Below are 21,542 nucleotides of genomic sequence, written 5' to 3'. Positions count from 1 at the left end.
AAATGAAAATTCATCACTTAGCCAAAAACAACTCGGTACTCAATACATTTTTAAAAGAGATAAGAGAACAGGATATTCAAAAAGATTCGATGCGGTTTCGAAGAAATATAGAACGAATCGGCGAAGTACTTTCTTATGAGTTGAGTAAAGATTTATCTTTTAGTTCTGAACAGATTCAGACTGTTTTAGGTGTCAAAGAATCAGAAATCATAAATGATAATCTGGTCATTTGCTCTATATTAAGAGCTGGACTACCTCTTCATCAAGGAGTTCTTAACTATTTTGATGCTGCTGAAAATGCTTTTATTTCAGCATATCGTTATCACCCAAAAAATGACGATGAATTTGAAATTAAGGTAGAGTATTTTGCTTCTCCTTCTTTGGATGGAAAAACTTTAATTCTTGCAGACCCAATGTTGGCAACAGGTCAATCATTAGTAACAGTATATAATGCTATCTTAAAATTTGGCACTCCTAAAAAAATCCATTTAATGTCAGTAATCGGAGCAACAAAAGGAATTGAATATATTCAGAAACATTTTTCTGAAGATACAGATTTATGGATTGCAGATATTGATGAGACTTTAAATGACAAAGGTTATATAGTACCAGGATTAGGTGATGCTGGTGATCTTGCTTTTGGATCTAAATTATAAGCAGGATAATAGGAATTAGAAGAAAAATTCCTAAGATTAAATCTTTGAAGAATCGTTTTGACAACCCTTCTACTCCATTGGTTAAAATTACAGCTATAGGAAAGAATAAACACATTAGTTCTGCGCCAGTTCTTTCAACTGTAAACAAAACTAAGGCTACAGAAACTAGTAGGTTTAAAATTGTTAACGACCAGAATTTTCTATAGTTCCCACTAATTAGAAAAGCTTTAGGTGTCTTAAATAGAATAGAGAATAAAGAAACAACACCAATAAAAATTAATGGTATTAAAAGTTTTGGTTCTTTGTACAATTGAAAATCATAGTTTGTATACCAGGCAAATAAGTCTAAAAACGAATCTATATTGTCATACCAAAAGCAGTAGGTAAAGTAACATAATAAAGGAGCTGCAAACCCTACAATTGGGATTAAGAACGTTCTAATTGTTAGTTTTTGAAATATAAATATAGAGGCACATAACAAAACTCCATACACCAATGTAAACGGATTTAAAATAAAAAGAATTGAAAGCCAAAAACCGCTATCAAACATCTTCTTAAGAACCACTTTAGGAGTTCTTAAACTATAAATTCTTCTTAGCAAAATTAAAATGGTCAGATTGACAACTAACTCATGTCTATCAAACATTGTAATGGGGAAAATACCAAATAACAACACAAAAAATAAAAACCCATAAGAGTTATACAAGGTGAGTTTATTCTTCGCTAATATGAAATTGAAAAAGAAAAACAACAATATAAATAACCCTATGGTTGTAAGATACATTCCCCAATCGTTTGACTTTATTTCAACTAAAGAAAAATCAGAAAAAAGAGCAGCAAAAAAGAACCCTAAAAAGAGTAAAAAAAGAAGAATAAAATTTGCTGGATTAGATTTTCCAAAAAAATTGGCTAGCATTGTTAGTTTTTATATTTTTGCAACGTAAATATACTCAAGATATGATAGCTCTCAATATTTGGACTTGGATTGGCGAATTATTCACTAATTTTTTATTCATTCCTTTCAATGCACTTCGTACGTTAGGACAATCAGACTGGTGGTCTGCTAATGTTATCAATTGGCTCTTTTTAGCTGTCTTATTGGTTCTTCTTTGGTATTGGATGAAAGAATCTCGAAGATTCGTTAAAGAAGGAACAGAAGATAGAGCTTAATCTTTCGTTTTGGGAAGCAAAAACAAACTCAAACGTTTCAAAGAAAATGAGACGTTTGCTAATGTCATTCAACCTACAAGAGAAGAAGTTATCAATAACTTTTCTTACAAAGGTAAATGGCATTCTTTTTTTAAGAACAACAAGCCTATTGTTTTAGAGTTAGGGTGTGGTAAAGGAGAATACACTATTGCACTCGCACAAAAAAATCCTGACAAGAACTTTATTGGTATTGATATCAAAGGTGCTCGTTTTTGGCGTGGTGCTAAAACTGCCTTAGAAGAAGGATTAGAAAATGTTGCTTTTATTAGAACTCAAATCGAATTGATTGATTACATATTTGCTGAAAATGAAATTGATGAAATCTGGATTACATTTCCAGATCCACAAATTAAATACAAACGTACTAAGCATAGAATGACCAATACCGAGTTCTTAAAAAAATATCATCACATTCTTAAAGAAGATGGTATAATGAACTTGAAAACTGATAGCGAATTTATGCATGGTTATACACTTGGGTTACTACATGGAGAAGGTCATGAAGTACTACACGCAAGTCATGATGTATACAAACTAAAATCTTCTCCTCAAGAAGTTACAGAAACCCAAACTTTCTACGAACAACAATACTTAGAACAAGGAAAGCCTATTACCTATATTAAATTCAAATTGAAATATTAATTTTTGTACTTTCACTTAGTGGAAAACAACGATAATTTTTTTGAAAGGGTATACGCTGTTGCTCGTTTGATTCCTTACGGCCGAGTAACAAGTTATGGCGCCATTGCCAAATATTTAGGAGCAGCTCGTTCTGCGCGAATGGTAGGCTGGGCCATGAATGGCTCTGGAAAACATGAAGATGTTCCTGCACATCGCGTTGTAAACCGAAAAGGATTGCTCACGGGAAAACATCATTTCCAAGGTACTAATTTGATGCAACAACTCTTAGAAAATGAAGGAATTGTTGTGAAAGAAAATCAAATCCAAGACTTAGATAAAATCTTTTGGGATCCTATGAAAGAGCTTTCATAAATTTCCATTATCAACCCATCAATATTAGAGATTTACTTACTTTATTTTCTGAGTTCTAAGCTGTATCTTTGCAGTCAATTTAGAACGGTTTTATATAAACTCGTTTATCCTCTCGAGCGCAGTCGAGAGGTTGGGCAATGAGAATGAAGGTCTCGACTGCGCTCGACCTGACATTTTAAAGAAGTCGAATGTCTTTTAAAAAACAAGATATATACAAAGCTCTAGAAACCATTACCGCTTCCGGTGAAGGAAAAAGCTTAGTTGAAAATAAAAATGTAACCAATGTGGTTGTTTTTGGCGATGAAGTAATTGTAGATATAACCATTAGCAATCCTACTTTACAAGCCAAAAAGAAAGTTGAAGTTGAAGTTATGAAAGCTATTCATCAGCATGTTGATCAGAAGATTGATGTAAAGGTGAATGTAAAATCAGCTCCAAAACCAAAACAAGAAGATCCTAATTTAATTCGCGGAAAAGAAATACCCAACATTCAAAACATCATCGCCATTGCGTCTGGAAAAGGAGGTGTTGGAAAATCTACCATTACTGCTAATACAGCAATTACTTTAGCAAAAATGGGATTCAAAGTTGGAGTTTTAGATGCCGATGTGTATGGCCCTTCAATGCATTTGATGTTTGATGTAGAAAGAGAAAGACCTCTGTCTGTGAATGTAGACGGTCGTTCAAAAATGAAACCTATAGAAAATTATGGGGTAAAACTGTTGTCTTTAGGGTTCTTTACTAATCCTGACCAAGCTGTAATTTGGAGAGGTCCTATGGCTTCTAAAGCATTAAATCAATTAATTTTTGATGCAGATTGGGGAGAATTAGACTTTCTATTAATTGACTTACCTCCTGGAACAGGTGACGTACACTTATCAATTGTACAGGCTGTTCCTATTAATGGAGCTGTAGTTGTGAGTACTCCTCAAAATATTGCCTTAGCAGATGCCAAAAAAGGAGTAGCTATGTTCCAACAAGACAGTATCAAAGTTCCAGTATTAGGGATTATAGAAAATATGGCTTATTTCACTCCAGAAGAATTACCCGATAATAAATATTATATCTTTGGGAAAGATGGAGCAAAACATTTGGCAGAAGATATTCAAACAAAGTTCTTAGGTGAAATTCCTCTAGTACAGAGTATTCGTGAAGCTGGAGATGTTGGACATCCAGTAGCCTTGCAAGAAAATACTCCTTTAGAAAAAGCTTTTGGAGATATTACCAAAGAGATGGTTTCTGAATTATTAAAAAGAAATGCTAACTTACCACCAACAGAAGTTGTTCGTATTACAACAATGAGTGGTTGTAGCCCTGTTAAAAAGTAAAGATATGACAGCACAAGAAACATTAGAAAATGTAGAAAAAGCACTGAATGAAATCAGGCCTTTTTTAGAAAGTGATGGTGGAAATATCAAACTATTATCTGTAGAAGATGCAATTGTAAAAGTTCAATTAGAAGGAGCTTGTATTGGTTGTTCTGTAAATCAAATGACCTTGAAAAATGGAGTAGAAGCTACTATTAAAAAGTACGCTCCAAATATTCAGGAAGTCATCAATGTAGAATAACTGATAAAAATCAGTTTTTTAAAAACACCTAACCATTACTTTTACCTCGATTTACAGAAAGAATGATCAAAACAGATATCTTAATTATTGGCGCTGGACCCACTGGATTATTTACCGTTTTTGAAGCAGGATTGTTAAAGCTAAAATGCCACTTAATTGATGCATTACCTCAACCTGGAGGGCAATGTTCAGAAATTTATCCAAAAAAACCTATCTACGATATTCCTGCTTATCCTGAAATCTTAGCTGGAGATTTGACCGATAAATTATTAGAACAAATTAAACCATTTGAACCAGGATTTACTCTAGGAGAGCGAGCTGATACTATTGAAAAACTAGAAGACGATACATTTATCGTTACTACTAATAGAGGGACTAAACACCATGCTCCTGTTGTAGCAATTGCAGGAGGCTTAGGTAGTTTTGAACCTAGAAAACCACCTATTTCAAACATTGTCAACTACGAGGATAAAGGTGTAGAGTACATTATTAGAGATCCAGAAATTTATCGTAATAAAAAAGTTGTCATTGCTGGCGGTGGAGATTCTGCCCTAGATTGGTCTATCTTCTTAACAGACGTTGCTTCTGAAGTAACATTAGTTCACAGAAGAAACGAATTTCGTGGAGCTTTAGATTCTGTAGATAAAGTTCAGGAGTTAAAAGATGCTAGGAAGATTACATTAATCACTCCTGCTGAAGTCAAAGAGATTCATGGAGAAAATCATGTAAGCGGAGTTTCAATTATTAAAAATAAAGACGAAAAAGTTACTTTAGAGTGTGATCATTTTATTCCATTATTTGGATTATCTCCTAAACTAGGACCTATTGCAGATTGGGGTTTAGAAATCGAGAAAAATGCCATCAAAGTCAATAACGCCTTGGATTACCAAACCAACATTCCAGGAATTTATGCCATAGGCGATGTAAACACATACCCAGGAAAGTTAAAATTAATTCTATGTGGTTTTCATGAAGCGACTCTGATGTGTCAAAGTGCATATCAGCGTATTTTCCCTGACAAAAAATATGTGATGAAATACACAACCGTTGGTGGTGTAGAAGGTTTTGACGGAACCAAAAAAGAAGCTCCGAAGGCAGTGGTGAAGAAGATAAATTAGCTTGTTAGTTCCCAGGTATTAGTATATTTACTAAAAATTGCAATATCATGGGAATAAAAAGATTTGAAGACATTATTGTCTGGCAAAAAGCTCAAGATTTATCGGTTAATATATATGAGGCTTTTAAAAATAACCGAGATTATTCTTTTAAAGATCAAATAACAAGAGCTTCTGTTTCAATATCTAACAATATCGCTGAAGGTTTTGACAGGAGTACCAACCCAGATTTTAAAAGATTTCTTTACTTTGCAATAGCATCAAATAGTGAAGTAAGATCAATGCTTTATCTAGCAATTCGGTTAAAATTTTTAACTCAAAAAGAAGCTTCTAGGTTAATTGAAAATTCTAATGAAATCGCAAAAATGATTTCTGGTTTAATAAAGTCATTAAATAACGCTAAGAAACTAGGCACTAAAACCTAGCTCCTTTATGGAAGATATAACAATTAAAATAACAGACAGAAATGGAGTATTGCACGAAATACAAGCTCCAACTGATATGGCTATGAATCTCATGGAAGTTGTTCGCTCATACGAATTGGCTCCTGAGGGAACTATTGGTGTTTGTGGAGGTATGGCAATGTGTGCGTCCTGTCAATGCTATGTGAAATCTAACCATGAATTACCTGAAATGAGTCCAGACGAAGATCTAATGTTAGCAGAAGCTTTTTATGTAGAAGATAACAGTCGTTTAGGCTGTCAAATTCAAATGACGCCAGAATTAGATGGTTTGGAAGTAGAATTAGCTCCAGAGAGTTAAGAATCATTCATACTTTTATTTATATTTGTAGAGCGTTATTCTTAAAACGCTTATTATGTACTGGTTAGAGTTATTAGTCTTGTTAAAAAACCTTATTAAAAGGAACCCTGAGTAGCTTATTTAATGTAGCAATTGAGTAATTAATCAATGTAGCAATGCATACCCTCATTATTACATTTTCACATTAACATATTATTACATTAAAAAATGCCTTTTTATCATACACTCGGGAAGATACCTCCCAAAAGACATACACAATTTAGAAAAGAAGACGGAAGTCTTTATTACGAGCAGTTGTTTGGAACTATTGGTTTTGATGGAATGTCGTCGAATTTGTATCATGAATACAGACCAACCATGGTCAAAGAAATCAGAAAACAATATTCTGTAGCTCCAAAAATTGCCAAAGCAAATAACATTCAATCCTATCGATTTAGAGGATTTCAAGTTCCTCAAATAGAGGATTATTTAGAAAGTAGAAAAATTGTTTTAACCAATTCAGATTGTAACATCATCCTTTCTGCCCCAAAGAAATCAACTAAAGATTATTTTTATAAAAACACCGATGCAGATGAAGTAATTTTTGTGCATCGCGGAACAGGAAAACTAAGAACTCATATGGGGAATCTTGATTTCAAATATGGAGATTACCTAGTTATTCCTAGAGGAATGATTTATAAATTAGATTTTGATTCGGAAGACAATAGATTATTTATTGTTGAATCCTATCGTCCAGTTTATACTCCTAAGAGATACAGAAACTGGTTTGGTCAATTATTAGAGCACTCTCCTTTTTGTGAGCGAGATATTCGTCAGCCTCAAGAATTGGAAACACATAATGAAAAAGGAGACTTTTTAATGAAGATTAAAAAGCAAGACGAAATCATAGAAATGGTCTACGCATCTCATCCTTTCGATGTTGTTGGTTATGATGGATATAATTATCCTTATGCTTTTTCTATCCATAATTTTGAACCTATCACTGGACGCGTTCATCAACCACCTCCTGTTCATCAAACTTTCGAAACAGATGCTTTTGTTATCTGTAGTTTTGTACCTCGCTTGTATGACTATCATCCAGATGCAATTCCAGCTCCATATAACCATAGTAATATAGATTCTGATGAAGTTCTGTATTATGTAGATGGTGATTTTATGAGTAGAAATGATATCGATGCCGGCCACATTTCATTACATCCTGCTGGTATTCCGCACGGACCGCATCCTGGGGCAACGGAAAGAAGCATTGGAGAAACTGTTACCGAAGAGCTGGCCGTAATGGTTGATACTTTTAAACCTTTAAAAGTAACCGAAGAAGCAATGAAAATTGCAGACGAAGATTATTACAAATCTTGGCTAGAATAACATGCTAGAAAAAAGAATAGACATAACAGCACACTTAAGAGCAATGTGGTAGTTGATGAGAAGTAAATTCATTCAATTATTACATTAACTATTAAATAAAACATCATGTCAAAAGAAATAAAATCAGTAAACTACGGTTTAGAAAAAATATTCGAGGAAGCTAAAGACTTCCTTCCATTGCTTGGAACCGATTATGTAGAATTCTACGTTGGTAATGCAAAACAATCAGCCCACTTTTATAAAACTGCTTTTGGGTTTCAATCTTATGCTTATAAAGGTTTAGAAACAGGATCTAAAGATTCTGTAAGCTACGTACTTAAGCAAGATAAAATTAGGTTGGTCTTAACCACTCCTTTAAATAGTAAATCACCTATTAATGATCATATTGTAAAACACGGAGATGGTGTAAAAGTAATTGCATTATGGGTTGAAGACGCAACAAGTGCTTTTGAGGAAACCACAAAACGTGGTGCAAAACCATACATGGAACCCACAGTTGAAAAAGATGAACACGGAGAAGTAGTTCGATCAGGAATTTACACTTACGGAGAAACCGTTCATATTTTTGTAGAGCGCAAAAACTATAACGGTGTCTTCCTACCTGGCTTCGAAGAATGGAAATCAGACTACAACCCTACTTCTGTTGGATTGAAATACATAGACCATATGGTTGGTAATGTTGGATGGAATCAAATGAATAAATGGGTAAAATGGTATGAAGATGTTATGGGGTTTGTAAACTTCTTATCTTTTGATGACAAACAAATTCATACAGAATACTCTGCTTTAATGAGTAAAGTAATGAGTAACGGAAATGGTCGTATCAAGTTTCCTATCAATGAGCCAGCAAAAGCTGCAAAGAAATCTCAAATTGAAGAATATTTAGATTTTTATGAAGGAGAAGGAGTACAACACCTAGCTGTTACTACTGATGACATTGTTGGAACCGTTGCTCAATTGAAAGCAAGAGGCGTTGAGTTTTTACCACCTCCACCTCAAGCTTATTATGATGAGATTCCTAATCGCCTAGGTGTTCATATGGATATTATGAAAGAAGATATTGCAGAGCTTCAAAAATTATCAATCCTTGTAGATGCTGATGAAGAAGGATATTTATTACAAATATTTACAAAACCAGTAGAAGATAGACCTACTTTGTTTTTTGAAATTATTCAAAGAATGGGAGCTAAAGGTTTTGGCGCTGGAAACTTCAAAGCATTGTTTGAATCTATTGAAAGAGAGCAACAAAAAAGAGGAACTTTATAATAAAATTCTAACTCAAATGCATAATTATAGAAACATTAAATCACCCTTTTCATAAATCTATTTTCACATAGATAAATTGGAAAGTAAAATAAATGTTTATATAAAAATTAAAAATGAGTAAAGACGATATATTAAAAGCAATAGAGGAAAAATACCAAGAGCTTGGTGTTCCCTTAGAATCTATGTTGGAAGGATTACTATGGAGTACTCCTATTACCTATTGGGATTATATTCAAACTGATGCCCTGCTTGGATTGCAAACCCCAAGAACAAATCAACCCGATGAAATGGTATTTATCATGTACCATCAGGTAAATGAATTGTTATTTAAAATGATTTTGTGGGAAATAGATCAAGTAGCCAGAGTAGAAAATGTTAGCGCAGAAAAATTTTCCATGCATTTGATGAGGATTAGTCGCTATTTTGATATGCTTTGTAGTTCTTTTACTGTCATGGCTGATGGTATGGAACGCGAACAGTATTTGAAATTTAGAAATACCCTAACTCCGGCTAGCGGTTTTCAAAGTGCCCAATACCGAAAGATAGAATTCGCATCAACAGAGTTAATTAATTTGATCGATGCGCGATTTAGAGATACTATCGATAGGAATTCTTCTTTCAAAAACGCCTACGATCATTTGTATTGGCAAGCAGCTGGAAAAAATCATCAAACAGGTGAAAAATCGATCTTAATTAAACTTTTTGATAAAAAATATATGGGAGATTTTATCGACTTTATGGAAGATTATAACGAATGTAATCTTTCTAAAAAGTTTAAACAACTGCCCGATGAAGTTCAAAAAGATAAAGATCTTATCAAAGCTATGCGTCATTATGATTATACTGTAAATGTAAAATGGGTAATGGCACATTACAATGCTGCTGGAAAATATTTAGGTGGAGGTGATGAAGAATTGGAAGCAACTGGCGGAAGTAACTGGAGAAAATATATGCATCCAAAGTACCAACGAAGAATTTTCTTCCCTTATTTATGGAGCGATCAAGAACTTAAAGACTGGGGAACCTTTTAAAAAATGATAAAGATTCGTTAAAAAAGCTATCTGATTTTCAATTCGGATAGCTTTTTGTTTTTACGGAATATTATTTGTCATGCATTTTTTATAAGTTTGAACTCATATGAAAAGAAATATTTTAATTGCTATTCTATTTTTTGTTTCTGTCTTTTCCTTTGGACAAGAAAAAAAAGTAAAACCCTATAAGAGTGGTGAATGGCTTGAGTACAAAATGAGTTATAGCGGTTTTTTAAAAGCTGGTACTGCTACACTTGAGCTTAAGGAAACCCTACTTGATGGAAAAAAAGTCTTCTATGCTAAAGGATTTGGAAAAACTAGCACATTTGTTGGATGGTTCTTTAAAGTAAGAGATACCTACGAATCTTATTTTGACAAAGAAGATTCTAAACCCTACTTGTTTAAAAGAGATGTAAACGAAGGTGGTCACATCATTAAAAGAGATACGAAATTTGATCATAAGAATAAAATTGCTACCATTCATGATTATAAATACAAGACAGTAAAGCAAGCAGAAATAGGAGATGTACAAGACATGATTTCTACTTTCTATTATCTGCGAAATATAAAAACTGACACTCTTAAATCTGGTGATGAAATTAGTTTAGACATGTTCTTTGATTCGAAGACATTTCCCTTCAAGCTAAAATTTTTAGGTACAGAGATTTTAAAAACTCGATTTGGAAAGATAAAAACCCTCAAGTTTAGACCTATTGTTCAAGCTGGGCGAGTTTTTAAAGAAAATGAAAGTGTAACTATATGGGTAACTGCAGATGACAATAAAATTCCAATCAAATTAAAAGCTGCTTTAGCGGTTGGTTCTTTAAGAGCAGAGTTAAAAGCATTTAAAGGATTAGCAAATTCATTTAAAATCATATTCGATTAAATTGTATTTTTACCGCAAAAAATAGATAAACCCTTTTCTGTTGAAAAAATTTGTAGTCTTTTTTATCGGTCTTCTTATACTATTCTCTTGCGGTGAAGATAAAAAAATCGACCTTCCTAAAACAGAAAACCTCAAAGCATCAATCCCTGAAATTATTTATGAATTTGGTTATAAACTAAATGATTACAAGGTTATTAAAGATACAATCAAAAGAGGAGAAAGTTTCGGGATTATCTTAGACAGACATCATGTATTCTATCCTAAAATCAACAAAATAGCCAAAACAATTAAAGACACGTTTGATGTTAGAAGAGTTCGAGCAGGAAAACCTTATATGATTCTTGCCAAGAAAGATTCTACAGAAAAAGCTCAAGTTTTTATTTACAAAGACAGTAGAGCTACAGCCACAATTGTTGATTTTCAAGATTCAACCATTACTGCTTATAAATACAGAAAACCTATAAAAGTTGTTGAAAAAGAAATTGCTGGAGAAATATACTCTACACTATCTGAGGCAATGGATAGTCTTCATTTAAATCCAAATCTAACTTATGCGGTTGCTGACATCTATGCATGGACCTTAGATTTCTACAAACTACAAAGAGGAGATAAATTCAAACTTATCTACGAAGAAAAATTTATAGACGATACCATTTTTGTTGGTTATGGAAAAGTAAAAGCTGCACTGTTTAATCATAACAGAAAAGATTTATATGCTTATAGATTTATTCCTGACTCTATCAAAGGAATTCCAGAATATTATGACGAAGAAGGAAACATGCTTCGAAGTCAGTTTTTGAGATCACCAATCAAATTTCAATACAGAGTTTCCTCTCGATATAATTTAAAAAGAAAGATTGCTTACTACGGAAGAGTTAAACCTCATCGCGGAACAGATTTTGCTGCAAAAGTTGGCACTCCAATTATGGCAACTGCTAGTGGAACAGTGGTAGAATCAGCAAGAAGAGGTGGTAATGGAAATTATGTGAAGATAAGGCACAACAACATCTACTCTACTCAGTATTTGCATATGAGAAAAAGAAAAGTGCGAAAAGGACAATATGTAAAACAGGGTGATATCATTGGCTGGGTAGGAATGACCGGAAACACTAGCGGACCTCATGTTTGCTATCGTTTTTGGAAATACGGAAGACAAGTAGATCCCTTTAAACAAAAATTACCTTCAGCAAAACCTCTAAAGAAAAGTTTAAAACCTGCATATTTAAAGTTTATAAACCCCTTAGAAGAGCAACTAAACAATATTCCTTATCCCGAAAAAAAGGCACCCGAATCTGTGAAAATTCTTGCCCAAAACTAACTAACTGAACATGTCTTTATTAAATAGCAATCCAACAAAAGCAAAAGCTTGGAAAAAATTGGAACATCATTTTCAAGAAATGAATTCTTTTTCTATCCAACAATCTTTCAAAGAAGACCCAAATAGAAAAGATAATTTTTCAATTGATTTCAATGATCTACATTTGGATTATTCTAAAAACAGAATCTCAAAAGAAACTATAGATTTACTAGTTGAATTGGCTGAAGAGTTACATCTAAAAGATGCTATTGAAAAATATTTTTCTGGAGATCAAATCAATGTAACCGAAGGTAGAGCTGTATTGCACACCGCTTTAAGAAGTAATTCTGAAGACCCGGTTTTGGTAGATGGAAAAGATATCAAACCTCTTGTAAAAAAAGCGTTACGTAAAACTCGCATTTTTTCCAACAAAGTAATTTCCGGTGAATGGAAAGGGTACTCAGGAAAGAAAATTACAGATATTGTAAATATTGGTATTGGAGGGTCTGATTTAGGTCCAGATATGATTGTTGAAGCTTTACAATATTATAAGAACCACCTAAACACACACTTTGTTTCTAATATAGATGGAGATCATGTATCTGAAATTCTAAAAAAATTAGACCCAGAAACTACGTTATTTGTTATTGTTTCTAAAACATTTACCACTCAAGAAACCATCACAAATGCTAATACTATTAAAAATTGGTTTTTAAAATCTGCTTCTCAATTTGACATCGCAAAACACTTTGTTGCTGTATCTACCAATCTAGAAGCTGTTGATGCTTTTGGAATTGACTCCAAAAATGTTTTTCCAATGTGGAATTGGGTTGGTGGTCGTTTTTCACTTTGGTCTGCTGTAGGTCTTTCAATAAGTTTATCAGTAGGATTTGATCATTACAAATCTTTGTTGGATGGAGCTGAAAAAATGGACATTCATTTCAGAGAAACTCGATTTGATAAAAACATTCCAGTTGTTTTAGCACTCTTAAGTATTTGGTATAATAATTTTTATAATGCCGAGTCTGAAGCGATTTTACCTTACACTCAATACCTAACAAAATTGGCTCCATATTTACAACAAGCGATTATGGAAAGTAATGGAAAAAGTGTTGATAGAGATGGTGAAGTTATCAACTATCAAACAGGAACTATTGTTTGGGGAAGTACAGGAACTAATATGCAACATGCATTTATGCAATTGGTTCATCAAGGAACAAAATTAATTCCTGCTGACTTCATTGGTTATCAACAATCTTTATACGGACTTTCTGATCATCACAAAAAATTAATGGCAAATTACTTTGCTCAAATGGATGCCTTAGCTTTTGGAAAAAGTAAAGAAGAAGTACACTTAGAATTAAAATTTTCGGGAAATACAGATCAGATTTCTACGTTAATGCCTTTCAAAGTTTTTGAAGGTAATAGACCTAGTAATGCCATATTATTTAATAAGTTAACTCCAGAATCACTTGGTGAATTAGTATCTATGTACGAGCATAAAATCTTTGTACAAGGTGTTCTTTGGAATATATTTAGCTATGATCAATTTGGTGTAGAACTAGGAAAAGAATTGGCTAAAAAACTCCTTAATAAGGCTTAAAAAAATCTATATTTTTTACTTTAATTTGGCTTTCACATTTTGTTAATAACCTAGTTAATATCTAACTTGATGATAAACAGGTTTTTATCAATGAAACCCTTACTTTTACTTTAGTTAAAAGTCTGTTAAAGCTTAACATTTACTTAACATTGCACCCCGCAAAATAGAAGACTTTTGCAAAGCATTTAATAACATTAAAATTCTACAATGAAAAACTTTAAGAACTTATTATTCGTAGCATTATTCTTTTGTGCTGCTACAGTAATTGGACAAACAAGAATTTCAGGAACCGTAGTTGATGAAACTAATGAAGGTCTTCCTGGAGCTAGTGTTGTAATTAAAGGTACAACTAACGGAACTCAAACTGATTTTGATGGTAAGTTTACACTTAGCGCAAACTCTAATAGCGGTACTGTAGTTATCTCTTTTGTTGGTTACAAAACTAAGGAAGTTTCTTTCTCTGGTGCCGGAGACTTAGGAACTATTAAATTAGAAGAAGATGGAAACATCTTAGATGAAATCGTAATCAAAGGACTTATTGACGTAGCTAAAGACAGAGAAACACCTGTGGCTGTTTCTACAATCAAAGCTTCAGAGATTCAAGACAAATTAGGTTCTCAAGAATTTCCTGAGATTTTAAACAATACACCTTCAGTGTATGCAACTAAATCTGGTGGAGGTTTTGGAGATGCAAGAATTAACATTCGTGGATTTGCTCAAGAAAACATTGCTGTATTAATCAATGGAGTTCCAGTAAACGATATGGAAAACGGAAGAGTTTTCTGGTCTAACTGGGCTGGTTTATCTGATGTAACAACTGCAATGCAAGTTCAAAGAGGTTTAGGATCTTCTAAATTAGCAATCTCTTCTGTAGGAGGTACAATCAATATTATTACTAAGACTACAGATAAAAAACAAGGAGGAACTGTGATGAGTTCTGTTGGTAACGATGGTTATTTTAAGAATTTATTCTCTTACTCTACTGGTAAAAATGAAAACGGTTTTGCCGCTTCTTTCTTATTAAGTAGAACTGCTGGAGAAGGATATGTTCAAGGAACTCAATTTGAAGGATACAACTACTTCGTTGGATTAGGTTGGGATAAAGGTGATCACAATATCCAGTTCATGTTAACTGGAGCACCTCAAACTCACAACCAAAGAACTACAAGTTTCTTTAACACTGCTAGATTAAGTGGATACTTACGTTACGGTAGAAAATATAACTTTAACCATGGTTATTTAAATGGTAAAGAATTTAACTGGAGAAAGAATTTCTACCACAAACCAGTAACTTCATTAAACTGGACGTGGGCAATCAACGACAACTCTACATTAACTACATCTGCTTACGTTTCTTTTGGACGTGGAGGTGGAACAGGAGATATCGGAAGACTTCCTGGATTTAGATTTGCTTCAAACTCTATCTTTAGAGACCAAGGTACTGGAGTTGTTTTATGGGATGATATCGTAAGATATAACCAAGGTGAAGCTGTTGTTTTCTCTGACGGAAACACTTACCAAAGAGACTTAACTGATGGAAACATCAACGATAGAAGCAACAATGGTTTAACAAGAAGAGCTTCTATTAACTCTCACAACTGGGTTGGATTATTATCTAACTTCAATACTCAATTAAACGATAAGTTATCTTTAGATTTTGGTATCGATTTACGTAGATATAAAGGTATTCACTACAGAAGAATTGACAACTTATTAGGAGCTAGCGGATATAGAGTATCTGACGATCTTAATACAGCTGGAAACGTTTTAACAACTGAGTATAGCTCTGATTTATCTAGCTTATGGAATGTTTTCAAAAGCACTGACGATGAAGAAAAAATTGACTACCACAATGACGGTTTAGTTCGTTGGTTTGGAGTATTCGGTCAATTAGAATATAAAAATGATGATGTTTCTGCATTCATTCAAGCAGGAGCTTCTCAACAAGGATTTAAGAGAATAGATTACTTCAATTTCTTAAGCACTGACCCTGCAAGAGAAACTGATTGGGAAAACATCTTAGGAGGTAATATTAAAGGAGGTATTAACTGGAACATTAATGAAAACCACAACGTTTTTGCTAACACAGGTTACTACTCTAAACAACCATTCTTTGATGCAATTTTCTTAAACTTCCAAAACAACGTAAACCCAGACCCAAGAAACGAAAAAGTACTTGGTTTTGAATTAGGTTATGGATATAGATCTGAAAACTTCAGAGCTAATGTGAACTTATATAGAACTCAATGGAAAGACAGATTTATCTCTGTAAGTGGAGGTATTGAAGTAAGCCCTGGAGTATTTGAGCAAGCTAGCGCAGATATCCAAGGAGTTGAGCAAATCCACATGGGAGCTGAATTAGATTTCACTTATAACATTACTGACAATGTTCGTGTAGTAGGTATGTTATCTGTAGGAGATTGGGAATACGGAGGAGATGTTTCTGGTGTTGCTTTAGATCAAAATCAAAACCCTATTGGTACACTTCAACTATACTTAGACGGAGTAAAAGTAGGTGATGCTGCACAATCTACTGGTAGGTTAGGTATTGATGTAAATATTACTGACAACTTAAGAGTAGACTATAGCCAAAGATTTGTAAAGAGATTATATGCAAGAATTAATGCAGATGATTTTGATACTCCAAATCACCAAGGTTCTTTAGAATTACCAGGATATTCTTTATCTGATTTAGGTCTTTCTTACCGTTGGAACATGAAGAATGATGATTCTGTTAACTTTAGATTAAACGTAAACAACTTATTTGATCAAGTTTATATCGCAGAATCGTTAACAAATACTTTTGCTAGCCCTGGAGATGCAACTTTCCAAGGTATAGATACTTCAAACAAAGCTTTCTTTGGTTGGGGAACAACTTGGAACTTTACTGTAAGATATCGTTTCTAAACTAGAGAAATCTATACATATAAAAAACCACCTCATTTGAGGTGGTTTTTGTATTTTTACAATAACTAAATTCTATCATAATGAAACTAATTCACTCTTATTGGGCATACATCGTAGTTATTATGCTAGTTGTTGCAGTTTTTAATGCAATTTCTGGACTTTCCAAAAAAAGAACCTTCAACAGTAAAGACCTAAGAATAGGTTTGTTTACATTAATTGTTTCTCACATTCAATTGCTAATTGGTTTAGGTTGGTATTTTGCTAGTCCGTATTATAAAGCATTAAAATCAAATGGAAGTGAAGTTATGGGAGACTCTGCTTCAAGACTCTTAGCTATAGAACATCCTATCTTGATGATTTTAGCAATTGTGCTAATCACTATTGGATGGTCTAAACACAAAAAGAAAACTGATGATAGTGCAAAATTTAAAACCTTTGCTATTTTCTACGGAATTGCACTTGTGTTAATCTTGGCAAGAATTCCTTGGAATCAATGGCCAGCATTCTAATATAAATTCCTGAGATATTCTCAGGTTTTTTTATATCCTCATGAAAATAATTAGCTATCTCCTTTCTCTAATTTTTGGAGTTGTCTTTTTTTTAATTCTCCTCATATTTCATCCATTACAATGGGTTGGACTGAAATTCGGGTACAAGTCTCATAAGAACATCGTAGACATAATGAATTGGTGCTTGATTCAAGCTCTTTTAATTCTTGGTAACAGAATTAACTTTGTCAAACACTACCCTATTCCTGAAAACACAACCATTATTTTTGCAGCTAACCATCAAGGAACTTTTGACATTCCTCCTATGATTTGGTATTTGAGAAAGCATCATCCTAAATTTGTTTCAAAAATAGAATTAGGAAAAGGTATTCCCAGTGTTTCGTTTAACTTAAGACACGGTGGGGCTGCATTAATTAACAGAAAGGACCCTAATCAAGCTTTAAAAGAACTTGAGAATTTTGGTAAGAGAATTCACAACAATTGTTGGTCTGCAGCTATTTTTCCAGAAGGAACCAGAAGTAGAAATGGTGTTCCAAAAAAGTTTTCGGTAAACGGATTAAAAATGATGATCAAATATAATCCAGAGGCTTATATAGTTCCTATTTCTATTAACAATTCATGGAAAGTCTTTCGTTATGGAAGTTTTCCTTTAGGAATCTTTAATAAAATTACTTTGGAAAGTCACCAGCCTATTCCTCTAAAAGATGCTAATATTGCTCAAGTTCTTACACAAACCGAAAAAGTAATTAAAGACCATATCAATCTTTAATTAAAAACTGATCTCGATCATTTAAAAAATTAAGTTTCTTTCTGGTTTCTTGTAAACTCTTTTTGAATAATGTAGTTTTCAAATACCCTTCTTCGGCTTCCTTGGTAAAACCAATTTGCTCTCCTAAGTAGTCATAAACAGCTGTATGTCCAATATATTGATGACCATTTTTGTCTTCTCCTACTCTATTCACACCAATGCAATAACTCATGTTTTCAATAGCTCTAGCTTTTAATAAAGAATCCCAAGCTACAATTCTTGGCTTGGGCCAGTTAGCCATATATAACAGTATATCATAATCATTATTGGAACGAGACCAAACCGGGAACCTTAAGTCATAACAAATCAGAGGGAGTAATTTCCATCCTTTATAATCTACAATTAGTTTTTCTTTCCCTGAAGTATAAGCTTTATGTTCGCCAGCTAAACTGAAAGAGTGTCTTTTGTCATAGGTTTCAATTAGTCCGTTTGGGTGAATAAAAATTGCTCTATTATAATATTTATTATCTTCTTCTATCACAACACTTCCAACCAAAGCTATCTTCTTAGTTATTGCTATTTTCTTCATCCATTGAACAGTTATCCCATTCATTTTTTCTGCTACAGATTTTGGTTCCATTGTAAATCCAGTAGAAAACATTTCTGGTAAAATGATTAAATCAACATCTTCAGACAACTCATTGATTTTACTTTCAAATAAGTCTAAGTTCTCTTGTGTTTTTTCCCAAATTAAATTGGCTTGAATTGCAACAACAGTAAGTGCTTCTTGCATGCTAGTAAATTTTAAACAATATTATAAAATTAGCATAACAATTTTGTACATTGTTATAAGAAAGTAAGAACAATCTATGCAAACTTTTATTTCAGAAACTTTAAACGACATACTTCTAACCAACAGTTCTTTTAAAGATTGTGTATTTGTTTTGCCTTCTCAAAGAGCAGGTGTCTTTGTAAAAAACAATTTGAGAGATAGAATTGGAAATGGGTTTTTACCTGAGATTTTAACTATTGAGCATTTTTCAGAAAAAATATCTAAAGTTTCTAATATAGATACGATTCAACTACTCTTTCATTTCTACAAAATTTACTGTGAGATTGAAGAGAATCCAGATTCTTTTGAGATTTTTTCATCTTGGGCTTTTGTTGTATTACAAGATTTTAATGAAGTTGATCAATATTTAGTAAATTCTAATGATATTTTTACCTATTTACGAGATATACAACGTCTGAGAAAATGGTCTGTAAAAGGCGAGTTTAAAGAAACTGACCTTATAAAGGATCATTTTATTTTCATGGAAAGACTTGGCAAATATTATCAGCATTTGCAAGAGTTTTTATTAGAAAAAAATGTTGGATACCAAGGTCTCATATATAGAGAAGCTGTTAAAAAAGTTGATCGTTTTATTGAGAACAACAAAGGCAAAAAATTTTTCTTTATTGGTTTTAATGCTTTAAATAAAGCTGAAGAATTTTTGTTTCAAAAATTTTTAGTAACCAATAGATCTGAAATTTATTGGGATATTGACAAGGCTTTTTTTGAGAGTAATCATTCTGCAGGAAGTTTTATTAGAAAGTACAAAACCCAATGGAAGTACTATCAAGGTCGAGATATAAAGTTGTTGGGTTCTCATTTCAACAAGCATAAAAACATTCAGGTTATTGGAGCTGCTAAGAATATTTCACAGTTAAAATACGCTGGCGAGCTTCTTGAAAATTTTGAAGATTATCAAGATTCTGCCTTGGTTTTGGGTGATGAATCTTTATTGCCCGTTGCTTTGAATTCTATTCCTAAAAAAGTAAATGCAATTAACATTACCATGGGATATCCGTTGCAAAATGTTCCTACTTCTAATTTTATCACTTCAATTTTTCAACTGTTTATCACTCAAGAAAAATTGCAAAAAACAGAAAGCAATGTTTTTTATTATAAAGATGTGCTTCGTTTTTTTAAAAACTCATTGGTGAGTCAAATGATTTTGAATGAAACTTTAGAAAAAATAGTTTTAGATATTCAAAGTAAAATTTCCAAAGACAATAAATCGTTTATCAGCAAAGAAGATATAGGCTCCTATTTTTCAACCTTAAATGAATCGACGTTATCTGTTATTACAGCTATTTTTAGTCCATTACAAGAAGTAGAAAACTTTATAGATCGTATTCTTCTTTTTATTGAACATGTAAGAAATCATGTTTCCACATTGGAGAAAGAATACCTTTTTAGGTTTTACACCGCTTTCACTCAATTAAAAAATCTTAATGGTTCTTATGGTTACTTTCAGAATATAAAAACCTTATTTGTTTTCTATAGAAGGATTATCGCTTCAGAAAAGCTTTCCTTTAAAGGAGAGCCTTTAAAAGGACTTCAGTTAATGGGAATGCTAGAAACTCGAGTTTTAGATTTTAAAAACATTATTATTACATCGGTAAATGAAAATGTTATTCCCTCTAATAGTACTCAAAACACTTTCATTCCTTTTGATGTAAAGCTTCAGTTTGGATTACCAACGTATAAAGAAAAAGATGCTATTTTCTCATACCATTTCTTCAGGTTGCTACAAAGAGCTGAAAATGTATACCTACTGTATAATACTGAGAATGATTCGTTTGGAAATGGCGAAAAGAGTCGATTTATTTCTCAATTAGAACTTTTACGTTCAGACGTTAAGACTCAGTTTATTCATCAAAAAGTAATAACAAACAAAAGAGCGCTGCAAGAGATTCAAAAAAATTCAAAAATTACAGAAAAACTAAGGTTGTTAGCAAAAAAAGGGGTTTCTCCGTCAGCAATAACAAATTACCTATACAATCCCATAGCTTTTTATAAAGACAAAATTTTAGAAATTAAAGAACTTGAGGAAGTTGAAGAAACAGTAGCTGCCAATACATTAGGAACCATTGTTCATGATACTTTAGAAGAACTCTATAAACCTTGTATCAATCAGTTTTTAAAAGTCGATGATATAGATTCTATGGAAAAAGTTTCGAGGTCTTTTGTTGAAAAGTATTTCTTGAAACATTTTAGAAAAGGTGACATCAACACTGGTAAAAACCGTCTCATTTTTGAAGTAGCAAACAAGTATGTTCAACGATTTTTAGCCTCAGATAAGCAGCTATTAAAAGAAAAGAATCAATTAAAAATTATTGCGACAGAGCAAAAATTAGAAACCTTTATCGATGTTACAGGAATAGATTTTCCTATTAAGATTAAAGGAATTGTAGATAGAATTGATGAGTTAAATGGAGTAACTAGGGTAATTGATTATAAAACAGGAATGGTAAATGCGAACGATCTTAAAATTCCTGATTTAAATCTCATCAAAGATTATAAGTATAGCAAAGCAATTCAAGTATTACTATATTCTTTGCTCTTCACAAAAGAACAACAAATTCAAAAGGAATTGAAGTTAGAAGCTGGTATTTATTCTTTTAAGAATCTAAAAAATGGATTTTTAAGAATCAATTTCTCATCCAATTACAGTAGTCCTGATTATGAAATTACTCAAGAAAAATTAGAGCTAGCTATTGAAAAAATTGGAGAGGTTATTGCTGAAATATACAATCCATTAATGTCTTTTAAAGAACCTGAAGAATTGCCGTTTTAAACT

General features: G+C 32.7%; 21 protein-coding genes. 19 read left to right on the top strand and 2 right to left on the bottom strand.

Annotated elements, in window-relative coordinates; translation table 11 throughout:
- The first annotated feature begins 2 nt into the window (after positions 1 to 2).
- On the top strand, positions 3 to 656 hold the full coding sequence (gene upp, locus AAON49_RS12425) for a uracil phosphoribosyltransferase (RefSeq protein WP_349555037.1): 654 nt from the start codon (positions 3 to 5) through the stop codon (positions 654 to 656).
- Here upp and AAON49_RS12420 read toward each other — a convergent pair.
- Complete coding sequence (locus tag AAON49_RS12420; RefSeq protein WP_349555036.1) at positions 646 to 1,572, bottom strand: DUF6427 family protein; 927 nt, start codon at positions 1,570 to 1,572, stop codon at positions 646 to 648. The two genes, upp and AAON49_RS12420, sit on opposite strands and share 11 nt — an antisense overlap.
- 41 nt (positions 1,573 to 1,613) lie before the next feature.
- On the opposite strand from AAON49_RS12420, the gene AAON49_RS12415 reads away from it, so the two are divergent.
- The 17 genes from AAON49_RS12415 (at position 1,614) to AAON49_RS12335 (ending at position 17,937) form a co-directional block, all read left to right on the top strand.
- On the top strand, positions 1,614 to 1,826 hold the full coding sequence (locus AAON49_RS12415) for a DUF6341 family protein (protein ID WP_349555035.1): 213 nt from the start codon (positions 1,614 to 1,616) through the stop codon (positions 1,824 to 1,826).
- 9 nt (positions 1,827 to 1,835) lie between these two features.
- On the top strand, positions 1,836 to 2,507 hold the full coding sequence (gene trmB, locus AAON49_RS12410; protein WP_349555034.1) for a tRNA (guanosine(46)-N7)-methyltransferase TrmB: 672 nt from the start codon (positions 1,836 to 1,838) through the stop codon (positions 2,505 to 2,507).
- A 3-nt stretch (positions 2,508 to 2,510) separates the two neighbouring features.
- Complete coding sequence (locus AAON49_RS12405; protein WP_349555033.1) at positions 2,511 to 2,858, top strand: MGMT family protein; 348 nt, start codon at positions 2,511 to 2,513, stop codon at positions 2,856 to 2,858.
- A 188-nt stretch (positions 2,859 to 3,046) separates the two neighbouring features.
- The gene (locus AAON49_RS12400) at positions 3,047 to 4,186 is read left to right on the top strand and encodes an Mrp/NBP35 family ATP-binding protein (protein ID WP_349555032.1); all 1,140 of its coding nucleotides are present in this window, start codon (positions 3,047 to 3,049) and stop codon (positions 4,184 to 4,186) included.
- A 4-nt stretch (positions 4,187 to 4,190) separates the two neighbouring features.
- Positions 4,191 to 4,427, top strand: coding sequence for a NifU family protein (locus AAON49_RS12395; protein WP_349555031.1), 237 nt, complete (start codon positions 4,191 to 4,193; stop codon positions 4,425 to 4,427).
- Between the two features lie 62 nt (positions 4,428 to 4,489).
- Positions 4,490 to 5,545: an NAD(P)/FAD-dependent oxidoreductase gene (locus AAON49_RS12390; RefSeq protein WP_349555030.1), complete on the top strand. Its 1,056-nt coding sequence runs from the start codon at positions 4,490 to 4,492 to the stop codon at positions 5,543 to 5,545.
- A gap of 47 nt (positions 5,546 to 5,592) precedes the next feature.
- Positions 5,593 to 5,967, top strand: coding sequence for a four helix bundle protein (locus AAON49_RS12385; protein WP_349555029.1), 375 nt, complete (start codon positions 5,593 to 5,595; stop codon positions 5,965 to 5,967).
- A 7-nt stretch (positions 5,968 to 5,974) separates the two neighbouring features.
- Entirely contained in the window at positions 5,975 to 6,304 is a 330-nt protein-coding gene (locus AAON49_RS12380) for a 2Fe-2S iron-sulfur cluster-binding family protein (protein ID WP_349555028.1), read from the top strand.
- A gap of 207 nt (positions 6,305 to 6,511) precedes the next feature.
- Positions 6,512 to 7,669 (top strand): homogentisate 1,2-dioxygenase, encoded by a 1,158-nt coding sequence (locus AAON49_RS12375; RefSeq protein WP_349555027.1) that lies wholly within the window; start codon positions 6,512 to 6,514, stop codon positions 7,667 to 7,669.
- Positions 7,670 to 7,774: 105 nt separating this feature from the next.
- Positions 7,775 to 8,935 (top strand): 4-hydroxyphenylpyruvate dioxygenase, encoded by a 1,161-nt coding sequence (gene hppD / locus AAON49_RS12370; protein WP_349555026.1) that lies wholly within the window; start codon positions 7,775 to 7,777, stop codon positions 8,933 to 8,935.
- 113 nt (positions 8,936 to 9,048) lie between these two features.
- The gene (locus AAON49_RS12365; RefSeq protein WP_349555025.1) at positions 9,049 to 9,966 is read left to right on the top strand and encodes a tryptophan 2,3-dioxygenase family protein; all 918 of its coding nucleotides are present in this window, start codon (positions 9,049 to 9,051) and stop codon (positions 9,964 to 9,966) included.
- Between the two features lie 106 nt (positions 9,967 to 10,072).
- A complete protein-coding gene (locus tag AAON49_RS12360) occupies positions 10,073 to 10,852 on the top strand; it encodes a DUF3108 domain-containing protein (protein ID WP_349555023.1) in 780 nt (259 codons plus the stop codon).
- A 40-nt stretch (positions 10,853 to 10,892) separates the two neighbouring features.
- Positions 10,893 to 12,170 (top strand): peptidoglycan DD-metalloendopeptidase family protein, encoded by a 1,278-nt coding sequence (locus AAON49_RS12355; protein ID WP_349555022.1) that lies wholly within the window; start codon positions 10,893 to 10,895, stop codon positions 12,168 to 12,170.
- A 10-nt stretch (positions 12,171 to 12,180) separates the two neighbouring features.
- A complete protein-coding gene (gene pgi, locus AAON49_RS12350; protein WP_349555021.1) occupies positions 12,181 to 13,752 on the top strand; it encodes a glucose-6-phosphate isomerase in 1,572 nt (523 codons plus the stop codon).
- Between the two features lie 207 nt (positions 13,753 to 13,959).
- On the top strand, positions 13,960 to 16,659 hold the full coding sequence (locus AAON49_RS12345; RefSeq protein WP_349555019.1) for a TonB-dependent receptor: 2,700 nt from the start codon (positions 13,960 to 13,962) through the stop codon (positions 16,657 to 16,659).
- An 80-nt stretch (positions 16,660 to 16,739) separates the two neighbouring features.
- Positions 16,740 to 17,168, top strand: coding sequence for a hypothetical protein (locus AAON49_RS12340; protein ID WP_349555017.1), 429 nt, complete (start codon positions 16,740 to 16,742; stop codon positions 17,166 to 17,168).
- Positions 17,169 to 17,208: 40 nt separating this feature from the next.
- Complete coding sequence (locus AAON49_RS12335) at positions 17,209 to 17,937, top strand: lysophospholipid acyltransferase family protein (protein ID WP_349555016.1); 729 nt, start codon at positions 17,209 to 17,211, stop codon at positions 17,935 to 17,937.
- Here AAON49_RS12335 and AAON49_RS12330 read toward each other — a convergent pair.
- Entirely contained in the window at positions 17,927 to 18,709 is a 783-nt protein-coding gene (locus tag AAON49_RS12330; RefSeq protein ID WP_349555015.1) for an amidohydrolase, read from the bottom strand. The two genes, AAON49_RS12335 and AAON49_RS12330, sit on opposite strands and share 11 nt — an antisense overlap.
- Positions 18,710 to 18,785: 76 nt before the next feature.
- On the opposite strand from AAON49_RS12330, the gene AAON49_RS12325 reads away from it, so the two are divergent.
- Positions 18,786 to 21,539 carry a PD-(D/E)XK nuclease family protein gene (locus tag AAON49_RS12325; RefSeq protein WP_349555013.1) on the top strand — a complete coding sequence of 918 codons (2,754 nt, stop codon included), beginning with the start codon at positions 18,786 to 18,788 and terminating at the stop codon, positions 21,537 to 21,539.
- Positions 21,540 to 21,542 lie beyond the last annotated feature (3 nt).

The organism is Pseudotenacibaculum sp. MALMAid0570 (assembly GCF_040151415.1).
Lineage (GTDB): Bacteria > Bacteroidota > Bacteroidia > Flavobacteriales > Flavobacteriaceae > Polaribacter.
The sequence above is the reverse complement of the archived record's forward strand: the minus strand, read 5'-3'. Positions and strand labels throughout refer to the sequence as shown.